This window comes from Psychrobacter sp. M17(2026), assembly GCF_055699815.1.
Window position 1 is genome coordinate 361,195 of sequence record NZ_CM146741.1, and the last position, 18,561, is coordinate 379,755.

Here is an 18,561-nt window from a genome sequence, read left to right on the forward strand (position 1 = left end):
TGACGATCGTTTATTGCGGGTCCCAAACTCATATTTCTATCATGTATCTTGCTTACAGCAGTGATGTTGCGATCATTGCTTTTATTATTGTATAGACGATAATTGACACTGAATCTCAAAACTGTCTTAGAACTACTGTCGCAAAACTCAAGCTTCAAGAATACAAAATAATAAGGTGCTCTCTTTATGTCTCTACATCTATCAAAAAATTCTAATGCTTTGAAATTAGTCTTAACTAGTGCCACATTAATAGCGGGAATAAGTGCGACAGTGATGCCTGCTCAAGCCGCAGGTCTCAATGATTTATTCGGTAATAATAAGAGCTCATCATCTAAGTTTTTGTCGGTAGATAAAGCTTTTGGGGTTACTAATAGTGCTAAGAGTAATTCTACAGGTACGCAGCTCGCTATTAAATTCAATATCACGCCAGGGCATTATGTTTATAAAGACCGTTTGACGTTAACTTTTCCTAAAGGGGTGCGGGCGACGCCGTTTACTTTCAGCCAGTCACCCGTCTCGGTGAATGACCCTACTTTTGGTCGCGTGCCCGTATTCGATCAAGCCACTATGGTTGCCACGACGACCTTAACTTCTACTAATGGCAAACCGCTCAAAAACGCTGACTTAGTTATTGGTTGGCAAGGTTGTGCCAAAGCAGGGCTGTGCTATCCGCCTGAAAAAATTAAAACCAGCGTAAATATCGTAGCTGGCAAATAACTGACAGGTAGCTAGCTTGATGAGCTTTGAGCAGATAACCTCATCAAGCTAGTAAACGTAAAGCATTAGAAAATGATAAATCGTCATAGGCTTTAAGTCATAAGCTTTAAATAGTAGCGGCACATTAGTAATGATAAGGTAGCACTCATGTCTATAAAGACACTAACCGACACCCTAACGAGACCTGCAAAACCCGTCAAGTCTTACGCTTTAGCATTGGCGCTTGCCAGTACCAGCCTAGTAACCACAGCAACATTAGTCACTGGACTGAGCGCTACAACGACGACTGCTCACGCCGCCAGCTTAGGCGATTTATTCAGCAATAACAAAAGCGGCGCGCAAGCCAAGTTTTTGCCAGTCGATCAAGCGTTTCAGGTTAATAGCAGTCATAAAGCAGCTGCTAAAGGGACGCAATTAGCGGTCAACTTCACTATCACCCCTGAACATTATGTTTACAAAGATCAGCTCAAGCTAACTTTGCCTGCTGGTATCACCGCTGCGCCTTTCACTTTTAATCGCACGCCTGTCATGATTGACGATCCGACCTTTGGTAAAGTGCCCGTATTTGATCAAGCGACTATGGTGGCAACGACCACTTTGACAAATGCTACTGGCAAAAGTGTCAGTAACGCAGATATTACTATAGGCTGGCAGGGCTGCGCCAAAGCAGGGTTGTGCTATCCGCCTGAAAAGATAAAAACCACGGTTACGATTGCTGCTACAGCAGCCGCTACTAACACGAATCAAGATAGCGATGCCAAAAACGATGCCAAAAACGGTGTCAAAAGCAGTAGTGCCGAACCTGCCACTACTAATACTATATCGGATGTTGATACCATAACTGGAGCAGATACCAATACGATCTCTGGCGCTGACACCAATTCTATATCAGGTGCCGATAGCAATACTATAACTGGAGCAGACACTAACTCTATATCGGGCGCTGAAACCAATTCGATATCAGGCGCTGATACGAATACTATGTCTGGTGCCGATAGCAGTCCAGTCGGTGGCAATGTTAGCAATATCAACAGTGCAGAGATAAGCGTTGGTATAAACGAAGCTGATCCGTTTGGCTTAGCTGAGCATCCTTGGTTGGCAATGCTATTATTGTTCTTAGCAGGTTTAGGCTTGGCATTTACACCATGCGTGCTACCGATGCTACCTATCGTCGCTAACATTGTAGGACGTCAAGAAAACCCAACGGTCAAAAAGGGCGTCATACTAACGACCAGTTACGCTATCGGTGTGGCTACTGCTTACGGTATTTTAGGTGCATTAATCGCTGTATTTGGTGAGTCCTTAGGGATTATTGGCTGGTTACAAAATCCGATTATTCTGATTAGTTTTGCGATAGTTTTTGTGCTCCTTGCGCTATATATGCTGGGCTTATTTAGTATTCGCTTGCCACATGCACTCAGTAGCAAGATGCAAGGCTTAAGCCAAGCAGGGGATAGCAAATTAGGGAGCGCAGGGGGTAGCTTAGCCGCTGGATTTTTATCCGCGTTAGTCGTATCCCCTTGTGTTTCTGCACCATTATTTGGTGCCCTATTGGCCGTCTCCACTATCGGCAGTCCGCTACTTGGTTTCGCTGCATTATTCATGCTAGGCTTTGGCCTGTCGGCACCGCTTATTCTCATTGGCGCAACCCAAGGCAGTATTATGCCTAAGGCTGGCGAGTGGATGAACTGGGTCAAAATCGGCTTTGCGTTGCTGCTATTAGCCGTAGCACTGTTATTGATTGAGCGGGTATTTATTTCATCCGCTATGCTACTGGTTTGGGCGTTATGGTTTATGGTGGTGGCAACTTGGGCGTGGAGCTGGCTTGGCAAAGGCAGGATACTCACCCAAGCACTGGGTTTGATCTTTGGTATTTGGGCCATCATTTTGGTCGTCGGCGCAGCATTAGGCAATGATGATAGCCTACAGCCACTAGAGTCTATAAGCGCCACGTCGATTATGCAATCACCAACAGGGCAGATAGGTAGTCAGAATCTATCTGCAAATCACACCACTGATAAGAACATTACGACCTTAGCAGAGCTTGATGCTATTACGGCGGCTAATCCTAAAGTCATAGTCGATGTGACCGCCGAATGGTGTATTGAATGTCGAATAATGGATAAAAACTTATTCACCAATCGTCCCGCGCAAATGCAAGACTGGCAACTGGTCCGCTTGGATATCACCGATACTACTGAGGATTCAAAAGCGATCTTAGCACGCTATCAGCTGTTTGGCCCGCCAACGCTGCTGTATTACAAAGACGGTGAACTGGTCAATAAACAAGTCGGTGAGACAGGTCGCGCTGAGTTTGAGCAAACCTTAACGGAACTAAATAAATAATAGACCTCAAAGTACTAGTGCCAAAAGCCAGCGACTATTTTAATAGTCGCTGGCTTTTTTAATCGCTTTTAATCTAAAAATGACTGGCTCTGTATCATTTACTCATAAGGATATTTAATAATGATAAAGCTAGTATAGTGACCTTATTTTTATTACAATAAAGCAACAATATCTAATACTTAAAAGTTCCCCTTCATTTATTAGCTCATCTTCTAGATCGTCTATTGGCATTACTGCCACTACCGGCATTTAAGATAAAGGATTTCTATGTTTGCTCATATTATCTCGCAGCGTCAGGCTGGGTGTGTAACGACTACAAGTCATCGCTCAAAAAGTTATTTGAGCCTAGCTATTGGTTTGGCTCTAAGTGCTACTGCGGTACAAGCTCAGGCGGTTACGGATGATAGTTTTACCGAATTGCCTGCTACTGGCGTATTAGTTGAGCAAGATGACGACTCCCCAGAGGTTATCTACGATAAACTAAAAAACCCAAATATGCCTACGGCGAGCCGCAAACCTGTTAGCAAAGCCTTTGTCGCACAGCAAACAGAGCTGTTTTTTGAGTGTACTCAAGTACAGACTAACGCGGCACGCTTGGCTTGTTTTGATAAAGTTGCCACCCAAGGTGAGACGAATACGGCGACCAAGCAATCGCTAGATTTGGTCAAGACAATCAAATCTACGATTACTGGTAATCCGCAAATTATATTAGCAGGCGATGAAGCTTTTGATAATGATCTTGCGGCTAATGATCAAGATTTTGATAATGATCTAGCAGCTAATCAGTCAAACAATGTCACCTTAGATACTGTAGGACTGACGAAAAGTGAATCTCAAATACTAGTAGATGCCGGCGTCACTCAAGCAGATATTGAGCAATATTCGCCACTCAGCTTGGCTTATGATTTGGATAAAAACAGCCAGCGTGGTACTTGGACCATTCGCCCGTATCGACCGAACTATGTCTTGCCATTGTATTACACTGTGGATCCCAATCTAAATCCTAGTAGCCCCTCTCAAGCGGGTGAACCATCGACCTCTAATGATGTCCGTAATACTGAGCTAAAATTTCAGTTATCACTAAAGACCAAAGTCGGTGAGGATTTGTTTGATACCAACGCTGACTTATGGTTTGGTTATACTCAGCAAGCGCACTGGCAAGTCTATAACGAGGATAACTCGCGACCATTTCGAGCGACTGACTATCAGCCCGAGATCTTTTTGACGCAGCCTGTCACAGCCAATCTACCTTTTGGCGGTCGTTTGCGTATGTTGGGTGTTGGCGCTATGCATCACTCAAATGGACGCTCTGATCCTGTCTCACGCTCATGGAATCGAGCTTATTTGATGGCTGGTGCTGAATGGGGTAAGTTCTCAATCGTACCCCGAGTATGGACGCGGATAGGTAATGAAGATGATAGTAGTGAAGATAACGAGGATATCGAAGACTTTATGGGTTATGGCGATATAAAATTCCTTTACGACTTATCTAATCAGCAGAGTATCAGTGGTACACTACGCTACAACCCTTCTACCAATAAGGGCGCAGCGCAAATTGACTATATCTATCCTTTAAGTGATAACGTCAATGGCTATGTGCAGCTATTCCAAGGCTATGGCGAGTCCATTATCGACTACAACTATGAAAATACTGCTATTGGATTTGGCATCGTACTTAATGATTGGAAAGGCTTCTAAAATCAAACACGCCCTAAATGTGTTGTATAATTTGATAGCCTAGTATTCATTTTTAACCAGCTATTTCTAATAAGCTATCTTTGATAAGTCATCCCTAACGAGCTAATAAGGAGGTAGTCATGGCACGTCTACCTCCTTATCAATTTGGGATTTGGCTGGCTGAGTATCTTTATAGCCGCTGTCAGCTTTGTCATATTCAGCGCAGTATGCCACATACTAGTGTGTCATCTGCTTGTACTGCATCTGCCACTAAGTCGACCTTTACGGCATTCCACAGTGGACTACTATGCGAGCACTGTCAGCACAGTATAAGTTGGCTGCCAGCCCCTTTCAACGTTGATATCGCCTCAAACCTTGCTTTGCCTATTCAGGCTGCCACCTTCTATGACTATCCTATCCGCCAAGCCTTTCGCAGCTTTAAGCATTCTGAGGATATAACTAAGTTGCCATTACTCGTTCATGTATTGCGCCAATTACCACGGCCTACAGGCTGCAATGGCAGCAACAGTGTCATTGTACCGATGCCAACTACCGATAATCGCTTACGTCAGCGCGGCTTTGATCCTGTGACTATACTATCTAGCTATTTGGCCAAGCACTGGCAGATCCCATTGTGGCGCGGTGTTGTACGTATTGATAGTACGGTAAGTCAGCAGGGTCTGACTCGTAGCGAGCGCTTAGCCAACCTCGACGATGCTTTTAGGGTTACCGAGTTACCGCCTGTCAAACGTCTATTATTATTTGATGATATCGCGACGACGGGCGCCAGCTTACAAGCATTAGCGCGAGCGCTGTATGAGACGGTTGATGCTCAATATGGAACCAATACAAGCTCTGACTCTGCAAATACTAACAGTCATAATCATAGATTTTATGCCTATGCCCTAGCTCATGGCAGTAATTAGCGCATGTCATGATATCGTCAATAACATTTGATGTAGACATCCTGTATAATAAATATAACTATTTGGTTTATAAAGATTTTTATATAATTTTTAGTACGTTTTTATTTATCTGCTATTGAGCATGAGCTAGGTTTATCTCTATTGCTAGGATAATTACAATCGATCTGATAAATATAATGGTACGAATATTGCAAAGATTATTGTAGTAGCTTTTAAAACATGACTACCTAATCTTTATCGTAAAATAGTACCGATGCTAAACGGATCGAAAATTCATAATAGATAGAATTATAGGTATAAGTCGTTTTAGCTGACATAATCTCAATATTGAATAGGACAATGATGTGAAACTAATTAAACATACAGAAGCGCCATCAAATGAGAACCAGCTGTCAAGCGCTGGGTTTACTCTAATAGAGTTGATGGTCACAGTAGCAGTCCTAGGGATTATTGTTAGCCTTGCGGCGCCCAGCATCGGTACTCAGCTAGCAAATGCTCGAGTAAAGTCAACGGCTGCGACCCTGAGTGATGCTCTCGCTGAAGCTAAGTCTGAGAGCGTTATTCTAAGAAAGTCAGTCATGGTCAGCTATAGTAATAATAGCGATGCTGTAGGTATTATCAGTATCGAAGTTGAGGCGCCTAATCTGACGGCTTACGCAGGTCCAGCACTATATTTTGCTCCACCACCAACGGGTTCGGGTTCGGGTTCGACAGGCACAGGAACGGGAACGGGAACGGGAACAGGCACAGGCACAGGCACAGGCACAGGAACGGGAACAGGAACGGGAACGGGAACGGGCACAGGAACGGGAACAGGAACGGGAACGGGAACGGGAACGGGCACAGGAACAGGTACAGGTACAGGTACAGGTACAGGTACAGGCACAGGTTCGACAGGGTCAGGCGGAGCAGACACAGGCGGAGCAGACACAGGCGGAGCAGACACAGGTGGAGCAGACACAGGCGGAGCAGACACAGGTGGAGCAGACACAGGTGGAGCAGACACAGGTGGAACAGGGTCTATCTCAGCACCGACGGTAAGTTATGGTGTTGTCAAAGTTTATGACTACAGTGCAAAAATTACTATTCAAGCAGCAAGTAAAGCAACTGTTTTTAGACCTAATAGAAACGTTGATGCAGCGATGGTTTATACTATTTGTGATGCCAATACTTCAGCCAAAGCGATGCAAGTTACGGTAAGTTCAGTAGGTATCATAAGTAAAAAAGTAGGCGGCTCATGTACGGCAAGTTAGCCAATTATTAGAGACGCTGACAAAATCTCACATTGAGTGATAGTTATAGAGTAAAAGCTATTTTGATAATTTGACTAATAACAAGATTAAGGCTACTGCGATAGGGAGCAGTGAATGATGACTAAGAGTAATCAGACAGGTGTAGGACTAGTAGAAGTACTAGTAGCCGTTTTACTGCTGTCTGTTGCAGTATTGGGCTTTAGTGCGCTGCAGGTTCGTGCCGTTAGCGCTACTGATGAGAGCTTAGTCCGTACTAAGTCATTAACCATTGTACGTAATTTGGCTGAGGTAATGCGCACTTATCCTAATGCTTATGTGACGGGCAGTGGTACGAGTTTTACTACTGAATTATCCACAAAAACAGGGGCTGTACCTATCATACAAGCTATCGTTAGTAGTAGTGCTACAGACAATATCACTGTTGATAACTCGGTTATTACTCGCAGTGGCTGTTTATCTGATGGCGTCACCACTGTTGATAGTAAGCAAGTACCTAACAAAGCTTGTAATAGTAATCAGCTGGCAACTCGTGATGCTTTAATTGTTAAAGCGCAGGCAAGCGCTGAAGATATAAAGTTGGCAGTAGTCACCTGCCCAGGCACGACCACTCAAGCTATCCAAAGCCAAATGTGTATTGTCACCGCATGGAATGATACAAAGGCCATGTTAGATGCTACCGACGTCGCCGCTTGTGCAGATGCTAACGGTGTCTATAAAGAGGGCAGCCAATGTTTGATATCGGAGGCTTACTGATGAGGCGTACTTGCTATAATACAGCCACTCATAATAAAGGTTATCGTCCGTATCAAGCAGGTTTTACCCTGATTGAGTTGATGATTTCCTTAGTCTTAGGATTGCTGATATCAGCTGCTGTTATTCAAGTCTACATTATCAATACTCGTACTCTCACAATACAGCAAAGCGCCTCAGAAGTACAAGACAGTAGCATATTTGCATTACAGAGCTTGGAAGAACACTTTCGCTTAGCTAATTTAGGTAACCCTATTACCGAGATTACTAGTACTACTAGTCATGGCGGTATCGTATTGACGCCGACTAACTTAGGGACTGGTAATACGACTGATGCCAAGCTGCTAACGCTCAGTGCAGGCGCGGATAGCTTATCTAATACCAATACCGCCAGTGATCAGCTGACTATTCAATACAAGAACGTGACGCCTAATGATATATTCGACTGTGAAGGCGGCAAAGTCGTAGACGCTACCGAGTGGGTAGTAGAGCGTTATTTTGTTCGTTTAGCGACAGGTGCTGATGCTAGTGCAACTACCAAAGACTTAGTACTCGCTTGCGCAGCGGGTCGAGTAGCCGATGATGGTACAGTGACAACAGCATTCACAGGCAATGGCGAGGTCATCGTACCAGCGATAGATCAGTTTCAGGTACTACTCGGCGTCCAGACCGATGTGACTCAGTCCACTTATATATCGCCTACGACTTATTTGACATTGACTGATAAGCCACCGATCACTACGGTAAAGTTTGGGGTTGTTGTGCGTAGTACGACACCGCTGATTACTTCGACGGATAATGATAGCTTTCAGATATTTGGGATCGCCCAAACCTTAAAAACAGATACGACGCGCACCAAGTACTATCGACGCAGCTACGAGTCAACGGTATTGTTGCGTAATGCAAGAATGATGGCTGTAGTCGCCACTCAGCCCAAGCTTGCTGCACCATAACTGGAGAATACTATGCCCAATCATCAGTCGTATTCGTACCCAAAGTCGCGCTCAGCACACACTCAACAAGGCGCGGTGCTCATTGTGGTCTTACTATTTTTGGTATTGATTATATTTGCAGGGGTGATTGCGGTTAGACAAAGCACCACTGATCTGCGTTTGGCGACCAGTGATCAGATCAATACCTTGCTGTTGCAGTCCGCTGATAATGCCAATGAGAGCATAGAGCAGAGCATTAATGGTAGTAGCGATAGCACCATTTATAAAGATATGTTGTCACGTATTGGACCCTTTGGACATTTTATTTTAGGATCAAATAGTACTGATGATGAGTATGTATTCTGCTTTCGTCCGCGCGGTGTCTTTTTTGATGTGAATAAAAGTACTATAAAAACCTCTACTGGCGGCAATGTATTAGGCAATAATAACGGTTACTGCAATCCTGCAACCGAAGCAGACTATGCTAGTAATCGTAACGCCAGCATGACGCAGGTCAATATAGGATTGGCACCGCCCAATGCGGCTAACGAAGCCCTTAGTGGCTATACGCTAGGTCAAGATTCTGGCGAGATATCGAGTCAAGCGTTTATGTTCGAGATTAACAGCACCGCTATACTACCCGCCTATGCAGGCGCAACAGATGCGGCCAAAGATTGCTTTGAGCAGACCAGTAAGTATGACAATGTCGCTAATAAAAAGAATACTATCGCAGGTTGCATGGCTAACGCTGGTGTACCTAGTACTGTGTTGTATGAGCAAGCTAGTGTCGAGAATTTATCAAAGGGAACTAATTGTGTCAGTTTTGGTAAAGGTAGTAAGGGTACTGAGGCTCTGTGTAGCCTAATTACCAATTAGTCAGCAGACTAAAACAACATACAGGTAGAATCACAGTAAGCCAACTGTAGAATAAAACAGCTCGCTAATCGTACTGATAGCAAAGGAATAAGACCATGAAACAGATAAGTAATAGACAGTCTAATAGACGCTCGTGGCGCACTACGACTTTGACTACAGCGGTGCTAATGGCATTATCCATGACTAGCGTTTCTGTCAATAGTGCAACTAATAATAAACAAATCGGTGATCTTGAGATATATCAGTCCGCATCCTCTGATGGCGCTAAAGTGATGATGATGCTAGATATGTCAGGTAGTATGTTTGTGCGTAGTATCGCAGAAGACTACAATTCAAACTGTAGATACAGTTATGGTTATCAAACTAGTAAAATGCTTACCGCTTACGTCACTAACGCTGATAACACTAAAACAGCGATAGAGTACAAACCCAAAGGTTGTGTTACTTATAGCAGCAGCACTCTACGCTTAGACCGAATATCTCGCTTACAAACCGCGCTTATAGAGCTGTTTGCTGATGAGATCAAACGTGGTAGCAGTGCTACTATTGTAGCTGATAAAGCCTCTCTATCTAATGATTACGAGATAGGTCTTGGCTTATACGGGTATCTGAGTGAGAGAAGTACCAGTACATCGGATTCTGGTATTAGAGCTAAGATTGTAGAACCTGTTGAAAGACTGACCCCTGCTAAGCGTATCGCTATGATTACCAAGATCGTAAAACTGAACGAAACAGAGGGTTGGAATACACCCACCCCACAAGCACTAGCAGAAGCTGGTGCATACTTTATGGGCACTAATACCAGTTATGATAATGACAGTCTCTCAAATGGAAGTGTAAGCGGCCCTAAGCGTTTTAGTGGTTTTGCAGAATCAGTAAGTAGCGCTAAGAAGAGTGACCGTTTGTCTTACCAGTCGCCGATCGGAAGTACAGCGAATCAGTGTAGTGGTAACGGTATCTATCTGTTAACGGATGGTAAACCGCAGGCAACTTCAAATGAAATAGCAAGAGCAGTGATGGATAAATCACTAGCAGGCAGTACTTTAAAACTCAATAATACTTGTAGCGGTCTGTCAGGTGATGCCAGTACTGGATGGGCCTGTACAGGTGAATACTCTAAACAGCTACGCAATTCAGCAAACCCAAGTGGCAAGATCATAAAAACGGCGACTGTAGGTTTTGGCACTGAGTTCGCTGGTATATCAGCTAAGCGTACAATTACAGTAGATGGTGAGCCATTAGAGGTTGTGGACTGCGAGGGCAGCGCTAATACCACGAACGATCAAAATGCGCTGAATTTATGCCGATTAGGGCAGCGTTGGGGTGATGATGAAAAGCTTGACCCAACCAAGCAAGCCAAAATATATGGGGATGGTGGCTTTTATTATGTCAAAGATGGTGGCGAAGGTGATGATACCATCCAAAAAAGCCTCCTTGAGTTTGCAGCCAGTCTGACCTACGTTATTAATACTGCGCCATCAGGAACGATTACTGTCCCTGATGATCCTTATCAAGCTTCTTCAAGTCAGCTCGCTTATGCTTATCTACCCATGTTAGACCCAGATATCGCCTCTGCTTCTAGTATATGGAAAGGCAACCTCAAAAAGTATGCGCTTAATCAAGGGACTTTGTTTGGTAAAAACAACAATAAACTATATAACAATGTCGCAGGTGATCTGAGTAACATTACTCAAGACTTATGGCAGTCTGGTGATTATAAGGTAAAGGGGGCAACCGTCAATAATGATATTGAAGCGGGTGGCTTCTATGCGCAACTAAAAGCACCGAACGCTGCCAATATCGATAGCGTACGTACTGTCTATGTCGAAGACTTTAAAGACACTAACGATAAGACGCCTGTATTACGTAAGCTAAGTGTGGTCGGTGGCAAGCCGATAGGATTTGATGAGCTAAAAGACACAGCGACTTATACTCAGTTAAATAAGAGTCGCTTACTTAGCTTTTTGGGCTTTGAGAATACGATCAAGCTAGGTATCGTGCAGAGCTTGCTCAATATAGATGGAACTTTGCAAATTGATTCTCTAAACCTTACTAATACGATGACTCTTGCTCCGCCAACCAAAGCCACGCGTGTATTAGGTGGCGTCATTCACTCCAAGCCTACTGCTATCTCTTACAGTGCGACTTTGGATGAAAATGGACGCGTCACCGATGATCTAAGTAAACGTGATGACTATGTACTATTTGGCTCAATGGATGGTGCCCTGCATCTAGCAGATGCTGATGATGGCAAGGAGATGGTCGCTATTATCCCAAGAGCTATGATGATCAATCAAGCCGAGGCGCTCGTTCCTAATTCTACAAAAGCCAATGTCGGTCAGCCTTACTTTGGCGTTGATGCCCCGTGGCTTGTGACCACTGATTATAAATATGACTTACCTACAGAATCTACAAGCGGTAAAGTCACTATCGATGACAGTACCGGTAAAGGCATGTTTGCTTATGGTGGTCTGCGCATGGGCGGAGAAGCCTTTTATGGCATGGATATCACCAAAAGCACTGAGCCTAAAGTTCTGTTTACTATTATGCCTGAGGGTCTCAATGGACAGGCTTCAACGGACTTTGAGCGTTTAGGTCAGATATGGAGCAAACCCACAGCAGCTAGGATTCGTCAGACCAAAGACGCAGAGCCGATCGATGTGCTTATATTTGGTGGCGGTTATGATATGGCCTACGAAGACGATGAGTATGTCGCTAGCTCTACTACCCCTGCTAAAGGAAATGCGATCTATATCATTAACGCTGATACAGGAGCATTGATAACATCGCTCACTGCCAGCAACAACAGCGCTATGATTCATAGTATAACCGGTGAGATTACCATACTCGATCGTGACAACGATGGACTGATGGATCACTTATATGCGGCAGATCTTGGCGGGCAAGTATTCCGTGCGGATTTTGAGAATGCCCGTCCTGAGAAGTTTGGCTTTACAGAGGTAGATAATTTCTCTAACAAGCGCGTTACTCGCATCCTTGATACCGCACCAACGGTTCTGACTAATAAAAAATTCGCCTATCGCTTTTACGAGCGTCCTGTGGTCAGCTTTTATCGTAGCGAGGGCAGCACCAACAATGGCAGTATATTTGCGCTAGTCAATGTGATCTCAGGCAATCGTAGCTCGCCATTATCGACTTTGCGTAGTAGCAATGATGTTGCCAATCGGGTCTACGGTATTATCGATACCGATGTTGGTAGAAGTGATCTGTTTACGGCTGCTGATACCAGTCTTGGGATGGCTAATATCAATGAGAGTAGCTTAGTCAATCTAGCGGCGACCCTTGGAAATACACCGACCGAAGATAAGAAAAAACAAGCTAAGGCATTACTATTAGGTACTGCAGCGACCTCAACGACGGCTAGTGTCGCTGCCAAAAAGGGCTGGTACTATCCGCTGACTCGTTTTGATGGCTATAATAATGTCCGCTACAACAAGGGCGTTGGCGATAGCGTCGTCATCGATAACTTACTCTATACCACCGTCTATAATCCTGATAAGCAATATGGCTCAGTCAATAGTTGTACTGCCAAAATCCGCGGCGGCTCAGAGCGTCAAGTGTACTGCTTGCCTTATGGTATCTGTATGGATAGCGCCTCTACTACAGGCACAGGTGGATTTATGCCAGCAGGACAGGGCATACAAGAGCTAACGCTTGGTGCCTTTAATAAAGACAATACCAACCTAAAAGTACTCATCGGTACCACGACTATCACTGAGCGTATTCTAGCGGACAATCGTAATAACTATAATGCAGGCGGTAAGGTGACCGATAGCTCGGGCACCAAAGTCGATAGTAATATCAAAGGGACTAGTGGCGCGACTGTAGCTGGCGGCGATGGTAGCGCAGTGGAGTATATCTTTAATGAGCGCTATACTTTGCAGCCAAAAGCTTGGTACGAGCGTCAGCAGTGATAAGCGCTACTACTGACCGATCAACCATAAAAGGATGCTGCTTGTGAAAAAGCCAATGACGTCGCCGCTCTCCAGCAGCACCTTATCAGCGCCTAGCCGCGCCCGTGGCTTTACCCTAATTGAGCTGATGATCGTTATCGCTATCATCGCGATATTAGCAGCTATCGCGATACCTAGCTATCGGCGCTATGTCATCACTAATAACGAACGCGATGTGCAAGCCAAAATGCTGCAGTTGCAAGTTCAGTTAGAGCAGTGGCGTGCTCGTGCTTTGAGTTACAAAGGCTTTACACCGCAAAAGCTAACCACGGCCGATGGTGTAACGACGACTGAGAATGCTTATGATGCGAACAACACGACCATTTATTTCCCTAATGGTAGTACTGACAGTAATTATCGCTATAAGATAACGCTCGTCGATGGTGAGAGTACGGGCAGCTCACTAGTACCGACATCTACAGGTATCGATCTAACCACAGGCAGGACTTGGAAGATGCTGGCAGAGCCTAATAGTACTGGTATTACTCAAGGTGCAAATAATATCGTCTTGACTAGCAGTGGAGCACGCTGTCAAAATATTGTCACTATCGATATCGCCAAAATAGACACTATCAATTGTGGCACAGGTCAAAAGGAATGGTAATGTCGATCAATAATAAAGGCTTTACGCTCATTGAGCTGATGATTGTCGTCGCTATCATTGGCGTACTCGCAGCTATTGCTTATCCCAGCTATGAGCGCTACATCGTCAAGTCCAAGCGCGCTGATATGATGACGGAACTACAAAATGTCGCCTCAAATCTGCAAAGCGAAAAGTTAGCACAAGGCAAATATAGCAATGCTTTAAAGACAGGACTGACAGGCGACTATCCACGTCAAGGCACAGCACTATACACTGTCAGTATTGGTAATGAAGCTGGGGTGACAGGCACTGACTTGACTGATAAATGGCTTATCACTGCTACACCCAAAGCTGGACGCATGGCGAGTGACGGTACATTAACACTGAACTATCAAGGTATCAAATGCCGCAATATCAGCACTACTATTAAAAAATGTGGCTCAAATGATGAATGGAATAAGTAGGGTTATAAAATAGTAGAGTGACAATATTTGGATAAGTAAATATTATTATAGGGTGACAATTTTTGTAACGTAAAGCTAACAGTTGAGCTGTATGTGACAATATTTGCTAGATCATCAGTAATTTAGAAGCTTTTAAGCCAAAATATACTTGTAAAGTAGAGATATTCTTTATTTTAATACATTCAAATGACGGTTCAGATAGTGATATTTATAGTTTTACTGATAGAAGGCGAGAATAAAAGTATCAAAGGGGCATTGTTCTAAAAAGTTGGCACGCTACCTGCAACAATTATAATAAGAGGAATAATAAAACCGTTAGTAGGTTTGATCATCACCCTCTACTAGCGTTGATGTTATTCAACACACATTATATTTATAGTTGGCAGGCTTAATAAATAGCCGTCACATTATCTTAAAGGACAAGCTTATGAACGCTCAAAAAGGTTTTACCCTAATCGAACTCATGATCGTTATCGCTATTATCGGTATCTTGGCGGCGATTGCTCTACCTGCTTATCAAGATTATACTGCCCGTGCTCAAGCATCGGAAGGTTTCAAGATAACATCTGGTCTACAATCTGACATTGGTGTTGCTTATGCTGATAAAAATGCTTGGCCAACGACTGTAGCGGGTGTTGAATTACTAGAAGGAAAGTATATTGCTGCGAAAGATGTAGTTATCACGGGTGGTACAGGTGGTACACCGGATGGTCCAACTATTATTGGAGTAGCATTCTCTAGGGGTGCAAATGCTGGTAAAGGTATGACTTTAACCCCAGCAGCTGGTGCTCCAGGTCAAATAAAAGGTTGGACTTGCGATGGTGCAGTAGTTACTGGTGCAGTAACTACATCAACCGCTCTAGAAGATTCCAGACTACCAACTAGCTGCCAGTAATAGTTAGTTAAAAGTTCTAAAATATTAAACGATATGATCAAAACCTTAGCTACGGCTAGGGTTTTTTTAGAAGATTTTTTTTGATTATAAAAGGTCTATTATGAAACGCTTAGCAGGCTTTACGCTGATTGAGCTGATGATCGTCATCGCGATTATCGGTATTTTAGCAGCGATAGCCATACCTAATTATATGAGCTATACGGGACGCGCTCAGGCAACAGAGGCGATCTCTGTAACCTCAGGGCTACGCTCAGATATTGCCCTTTGGGTATGGGAGTATAAAGCTTTTCCTAGTGCCGCTGCTGTAGCATCAACGGGTTATTTGGGTAGCCAAGCTGCTGCTATAGAAGGCAAGTATATAAGTGATAGACAGATTACTATTGCAGCAAGCACTGGTATGATCAGTGTGCCATTCGATAGCGGAGTAGTAGCAGGTAAAACCGCAACGCTGACTCCGATTGTAAACTTGACTAATAGTACGCAAGTAACTGGCTGGCAATGTGGTGGCAGCGCTATCGACTATTTACCGACCAGCTGCCAATAGATAAGTAAAGCATGAGAGTTTTTTTGATGATAAATTTAAGTTTTCGCTTACGAGCTTTTTTGACCCACCTAATAATTTCGCTGATAATTGCTGCTATCAGCTTATTTATCGTCTTTAATATCTGGCATCCTGCACCTCTAGCCAAAGCCGTTGGCGTCACTCATATATTTATCATGATGCTGGCGATAGATGTGGTGTTAGGGCCATTGTTAACTTTGATAATCGCCAAACAAGGTAAAAAATCCTTAAAGTTTGATTTAGGTGTTATTGTAGTTTTACAGCTCGCTGCATTCGTCTATGGTATCTATAATATCGCTATTAGCCGACCCGTTTATATTGCCTTTGATACAATTCGCTTTGAAGTGGTACAAGCTAATAATATCCCTGTAGAAAGTTTAGAATTAGCATCTGTGCCTTATAGTACTTTGAGCTGGGGTAAGCCAAAATTCGTAGCAGTACAGGAAACAGATAATGATGAGCAAAGGAGCGAGCGCTTGTTTGCAGAGTTAGAAACTGGTGTTGCGCCTACTATGCAGCCCAATCTATACGAGCCGCTAGACAATCAATGGTCAAGAATTAACAACAAAGCTGAGCGTTTAAATCAGTTATATCAAAATAACGATAAATCTGACGTTGATAGTGTTATTAATAAATATCCCTCTGCTACAGCATGGTTACCCTTGATTGCTTATAAACAAGATATGATAGTACTAATCAATGCTAAAAATAATGAAGTGGTAGATATTGTTGATTTACGACCTTAATTTTATAATTATTTCGTACCAAATATTATATTCAAAAACGCTGGGCTAAAAGCGCCAGCCTACGATCAAACTAAGCTCATTATCTTAATATTTTTTGTAAGTTATGTAGGGTGGGTTAGCGAAGCGTAACCCGCCTTTATTCATTCAAATATCCAATGGCAGGTTACGCCTTGACTGCATTCTCTACGAGAACTTGACAAGTCTAACCCACCATACAAAACTAAAAAGCACCCTACGAAATATCCGATTTAACCTTTCTACTTATAAATAATTACCTCGCAACTGCCTACCCATTCTTCAATAGTGTAAACTCAGCAGATAATTATTGTCATGCTAGCGAGTGTTGTTATGCAACGAAAAGTCTTAGGAATATGTCTCGCCATCGCGCTACTTGAGGGCTTTGCAGGTCTCGGTATTGAGATCTATGCGATTCGCATATCGGCCACTTATATTGGCTCATCCATCGCTATCACGGGCGTTATATTAGCGATGGTACTAATCGCCATCGCGGTTGGCTACTGGTATGGTGGTCGGCTATCCAATGATATTACCACTCCACGGCAAGCACTACTCAAAGCAGGGCACGTACTATCCCTGTCCGCCATCTCCCATGCTATCGCCTGCGTTATCCAACTGCCATTACTGGCTGCTATGACTATGAGTACTAGCAGTCCTATCATTGCCGCTATGGGTGTGGGCTTATTATTTGGAGTAGGGTTAGCGTTTGGATCGACCGCTATTCCGCTGATTACGCAATTTTTGACCTTGAAATATCCAAATAGCACTGGCGTTGACGCAGGCAAGAACGCTGGAACAATGGTGGCAATCACCACAGTAGGCAGTGTGCTTGGCTCGACACTGACGCCGATTTTACTATTGCCTTATATCGGTCTGATGAGCAGCTTAGCCTTATTTATCGTCGCTTTGTCGAGTAGTGCTTACCTATGTACTAAGCTGGCGGTGCAGCTATACCCAGACGATTACCTCACCCAGCTGACCCCGAAGCAAAACTATCTACTCGCGGTCTCCGCTATTATCATAACGGGCGGCTTTATATTTTTAAGTAAAGTCGATACAGGCTATCAGACCGCGACGGGCGCTTGGTTTATCAAGCAAATCATCTATGAGGATAAGCTGGCGGTGACCATCACGGATAAGCCTGGGCAGTCTACCAGTAGCTGCTGGATATACCTCACCAAGCAAAACTGTCATTGGTATGGCGAGATTACCGTAGCGGCTATCGAGCAAACAGCGCCACAGTCTTTGATATTTTTGGGCGGGGCAGGGATGGGTACGCCGAGTGAGGTGGCGCATCATAATCCTAAAATGGCACTCACTGTAGTCGATATCGATAAAGACTTACCTGATATCATCGAAGCACACTTTCTAAAAGCTCCGATAGCATCAAATATCGAATTTATAGGGGATGATGCGCGTGGTTATTTGACTCGCAACGCGCAAGCTCGCTATGACTTTATGCTGATTGATGCTTTTCAAGGGCGCTATGTGGCAGGTAACTTATACACCCTACAAGCGCTCAGACAGTTTCAACAAAATAGTAAATACATCATGGCCAATATGATCGGTAAGACGCTCAAAGATCATGGTTATACGCAGACGATACTAAAAAATTGGCACGAAGTATTTGGCGACTCAGCCTACATCATTACCAGAAATGACAGCAATAATTTGCAGAATATTATGCTCTGTAATTTTGCCTGTCCTGATAGCCAAAAGTTATCTCAAGTAAAGTTCTTTAACGAAGATCAACCCGTGCATACTGATGATCTGCCAAGGCTAGATAGATATTATTATCGGTCTATTGAGAGTTTGTAGGATGGGTTAGCGAAGCGTAACCCG

The 18,561-nt window shown here is 43.8% G+C and carries 15 protein-coding genes; all 15 read left to right on the forward strand.

The features are described from left to right. Positions 1-186: 186 nt before the first annotated feature. Positions 187-717: a protein-disulfide reductase DsbD N-terminal domain-containing protein gene (locus ACR63T_RS01605; protein WP_472784555.1), complete on the forward strand. Its 531-nt coding sequence runs from the start codon at positions 187-189 to the stop codon at positions 715-717. A 147-nt stretch (positions 718-864) separates the two neighbouring features. Further along, positions 865-3,063 carry a cytochrome c biogenesis protein CcdA gene (locus ACR63T_RS01610; protein WP_472784556.1) on the forward strand — a complete coding sequence of 733 codons (2,199 nt, stop codon included), beginning with the start codon at positions 865-867 and terminating at the stop codon, positions 3,061-3,063. Between the two features lie 267 nt (positions 3,064-3,330). After that, complete coding sequence (locus ACR63T_RS01615) at positions 3,331-4,761, forward strand: phospholipase A (RefSeq protein ID WP_472784557.1); 1,431 nt, start codon at positions 3,331-3,333, stop codon at positions 4,759-4,761. 119 nt (positions 4,762-4,880) lie between these two features. Further along, the gene (locus ACR63T_RS01620) at positions 4,881-5,666 is read left to right on the forward strand and encodes a ComF family protein (RefSeq protein WP_472784558.1); all 786 of its coding nucleotides are present in this window, start codon (positions 4,881-4,883) and stop codon (positions 5,664-5,666) included. Between the two features lie 344 nt (positions 5,667-6,010). Next, positions 6,011-6,919: a pilus assembly FimT family protein gene (locus ACR63T_RS01625; RefSeq protein WP_472784559.1), complete on the forward strand. Its 909-nt coding sequence runs from the start codon at positions 6,011-6,013 to the stop codon at positions 6,917-6,919. A 114-nt stretch (positions 6,920-7,033) separates the two neighbouring features. Then, positions 7,034-7,672, forward strand: a complete 639-nt coding sequence (gene pilV, locus ACR63T_RS01630) for a type IV pilus modification protein PilV (RefSeq protein ID WP_472784560.1) — start codon at positions 7,034-7,036, stop codon at positions 7,670-7,672. Continuing rightward, positions 7,648-8,622 (forward strand): PilW family protein, encoded by a 975-nt coding sequence (locus ACR63T_RS01635; protein WP_472784561.1) that lies wholly within the window; start codon positions 7,648-7,650, stop codon positions 8,620-8,622. The genes pilV and ACR63T_RS01635 overlap by 25 nt, the downstream gene beginning before the upstream one ends. A gap of 12 nt (positions 8,623-8,634) precedes the next feature. Continuing rightward, the gene (locus tag ACR63T_RS01640) at positions 8,635-9,477 is read left to right on the forward strand and encodes a pilus assembly protein PilX (RefSeq protein ID WP_472784562.1); all 843 of its coding nucleotides are present in this window, start codon (positions 8,635-8,637) and stop codon (positions 9,475-9,477) included. 95 nt (positions 9,478-9,572) lie between these two features. Continuing rightward, positions 9,573-13,412, forward strand: coding sequence for a PilC/PilY family type IV pilus protein (locus ACR63T_RS01645; RefSeq protein WP_472784563.1), 3,840 nt, complete (start codon positions 9,573-9,575; stop codon positions 13,410-13,412). A gap of 43 nt (positions 13,413-13,455) precedes the next feature. Beyond that, positions 13,456-14,055 (forward strand): type IV pilin protein, encoded by a 600-nt coding sequence (locus ACR63T_RS01650; RefSeq protein WP_472784564.1) that lies wholly within the window; start codon positions 13,456-13,458, stop codon positions 14,053-14,055. Then, positions 14,055-14,498 (forward strand): type IV pilin protein, encoded by a 444-nt coding sequence (locus ACR63T_RS01655; RefSeq protein ID WP_472784565.1) that lies wholly within the window; start codon positions 14,055-14,057, stop codon positions 14,496-14,498. The genes ACR63T_RS01650 and ACR63T_RS01655 overlap by 1 nt, the downstream gene beginning before the upstream one ends. Before the next feature lie 427 nt (positions 14,499-14,925). Continuing rightward, a complete protein-coding gene (locus ACR63T_RS01660) occupies positions 14,926-15,393 on the forward strand; it encodes a pilin (protein WP_472784566.1) in 468 nt (155 codons plus the stop codon). 100 nt (positions 15,394-15,493) lie between these two features. Next, complete coding sequence (locus ACR63T_RS01665; RefSeq protein WP_472784567.1) at positions 15,494-15,937, forward strand: pilin; 444 nt, start codon at positions 15,494-15,496, stop codon at positions 15,935-15,937. A gap of 59 nt (positions 15,938-15,996) precedes the next feature. Beyond that, positions 15,997-16,701, forward strand: coding sequence for a TfpX/TfpZ family type IV pilin accessory protein (gene tfpZ / locus ACR63T_RS01670; RefSeq protein ID WP_472784568.1), 705 nt, complete (start codon positions 15,997-15,999; stop codon positions 16,699-16,701). Between the two features lie 348 nt (positions 16,702-17,049). Further along, complete coding sequence (locus tag ACR63T_RS01675; protein ID WP_472784569.1) at positions 17,050-18,537, forward strand: fused MFS/spermidine synthase; 1,488 nt, start codon at positions 17,050-17,052, stop codon at positions 18,535-18,537. Positions 18,538-18,561: the final 24 nt, after the last annotated feature.

Bases quoted from the DNA above. Each gene is read 5' to 3' on its own strand.
- pilV (WP_472784560.1), top strand. From the start codon at position 7,034: ATGATGACTAAGAGTAATCAGACAGGTGTAGGACTAGTAGAAGTACTA.
- ACR63T_RS01675 (WP_472784569.1), top strand. From the start codon at position 17,050: ATGCAACGAAAAGTCTTAGGAATATGTCTCGCCATCGCGCTACTTGAG.
- ACR63T_RS01635 (WP_472784561.1), top strand. From the start codon at position 7,648: ATGTTTGATATCGGAGGCTTACTGATGAGGCGTACTTGCTATAATACA.
- ACR63T_RS01610 (WP_472784556.1), top strand. From the start codon at position 865: ATGTCTATAAAGACACTAACCGACACCCTAACGAGACCTGCAAAACCC.
- ACR63T_RS01620 (WP_472784558.1), top strand. From the start codon at position 4,881: ATGGCACGTCTACCTCCTTATCAATTTGGGATTTGGCTGGCTGAGTAT.
- ACR63T_RS01655 (WP_472784565.1), top strand. From the start codon at position 14,055: ATGTCGATCAATAATAAAGGCTTTACGCTCATTGAGCTGATGATTGTC.
- ACR63T_RS01660 (WP_472784566.1), top strand. From the start codon at position 14,926: ATGAACGCTCAAAAAGGTTTTACCCTAATCGAACTCATGATCGTTATC.
- ACR63T_RS01605 (WP_472784555.1), top strand. From the start codon at position 187: ATGTCTCTACATCTATCAAAAAATTCTAATGCTTTGAAATTAGTCTTA.
- ACR63T_RS01640 (WP_472784562.1), top strand. From the start codon at position 8,635: ATGCCCAATCATCAGTCGTATTCGTACCCAAAGTCGCGCTCAGCACAC.
- ACR63T_RS01645 (WP_472784563.1), top strand. From the start codon at position 9,573: ATGAAACAGATAAGTAATAGACAGTCTAATAGACGCTCGTGGCGCACT.
- ACR63T_RS01615 (WP_472784557.1), top strand. From the start codon at position 3,331: ATGTTTGCTCATATTATCTCGCAGCGTCAGGCTGGGTGTGTAACGACT.
- ACR63T_RS01665 (WP_472784567.1), top strand. From the start codon at position 15,494: ATGAAACGCTTAGCAGGCTTTACGCTGATTGAGCTGATGATCGTCATC.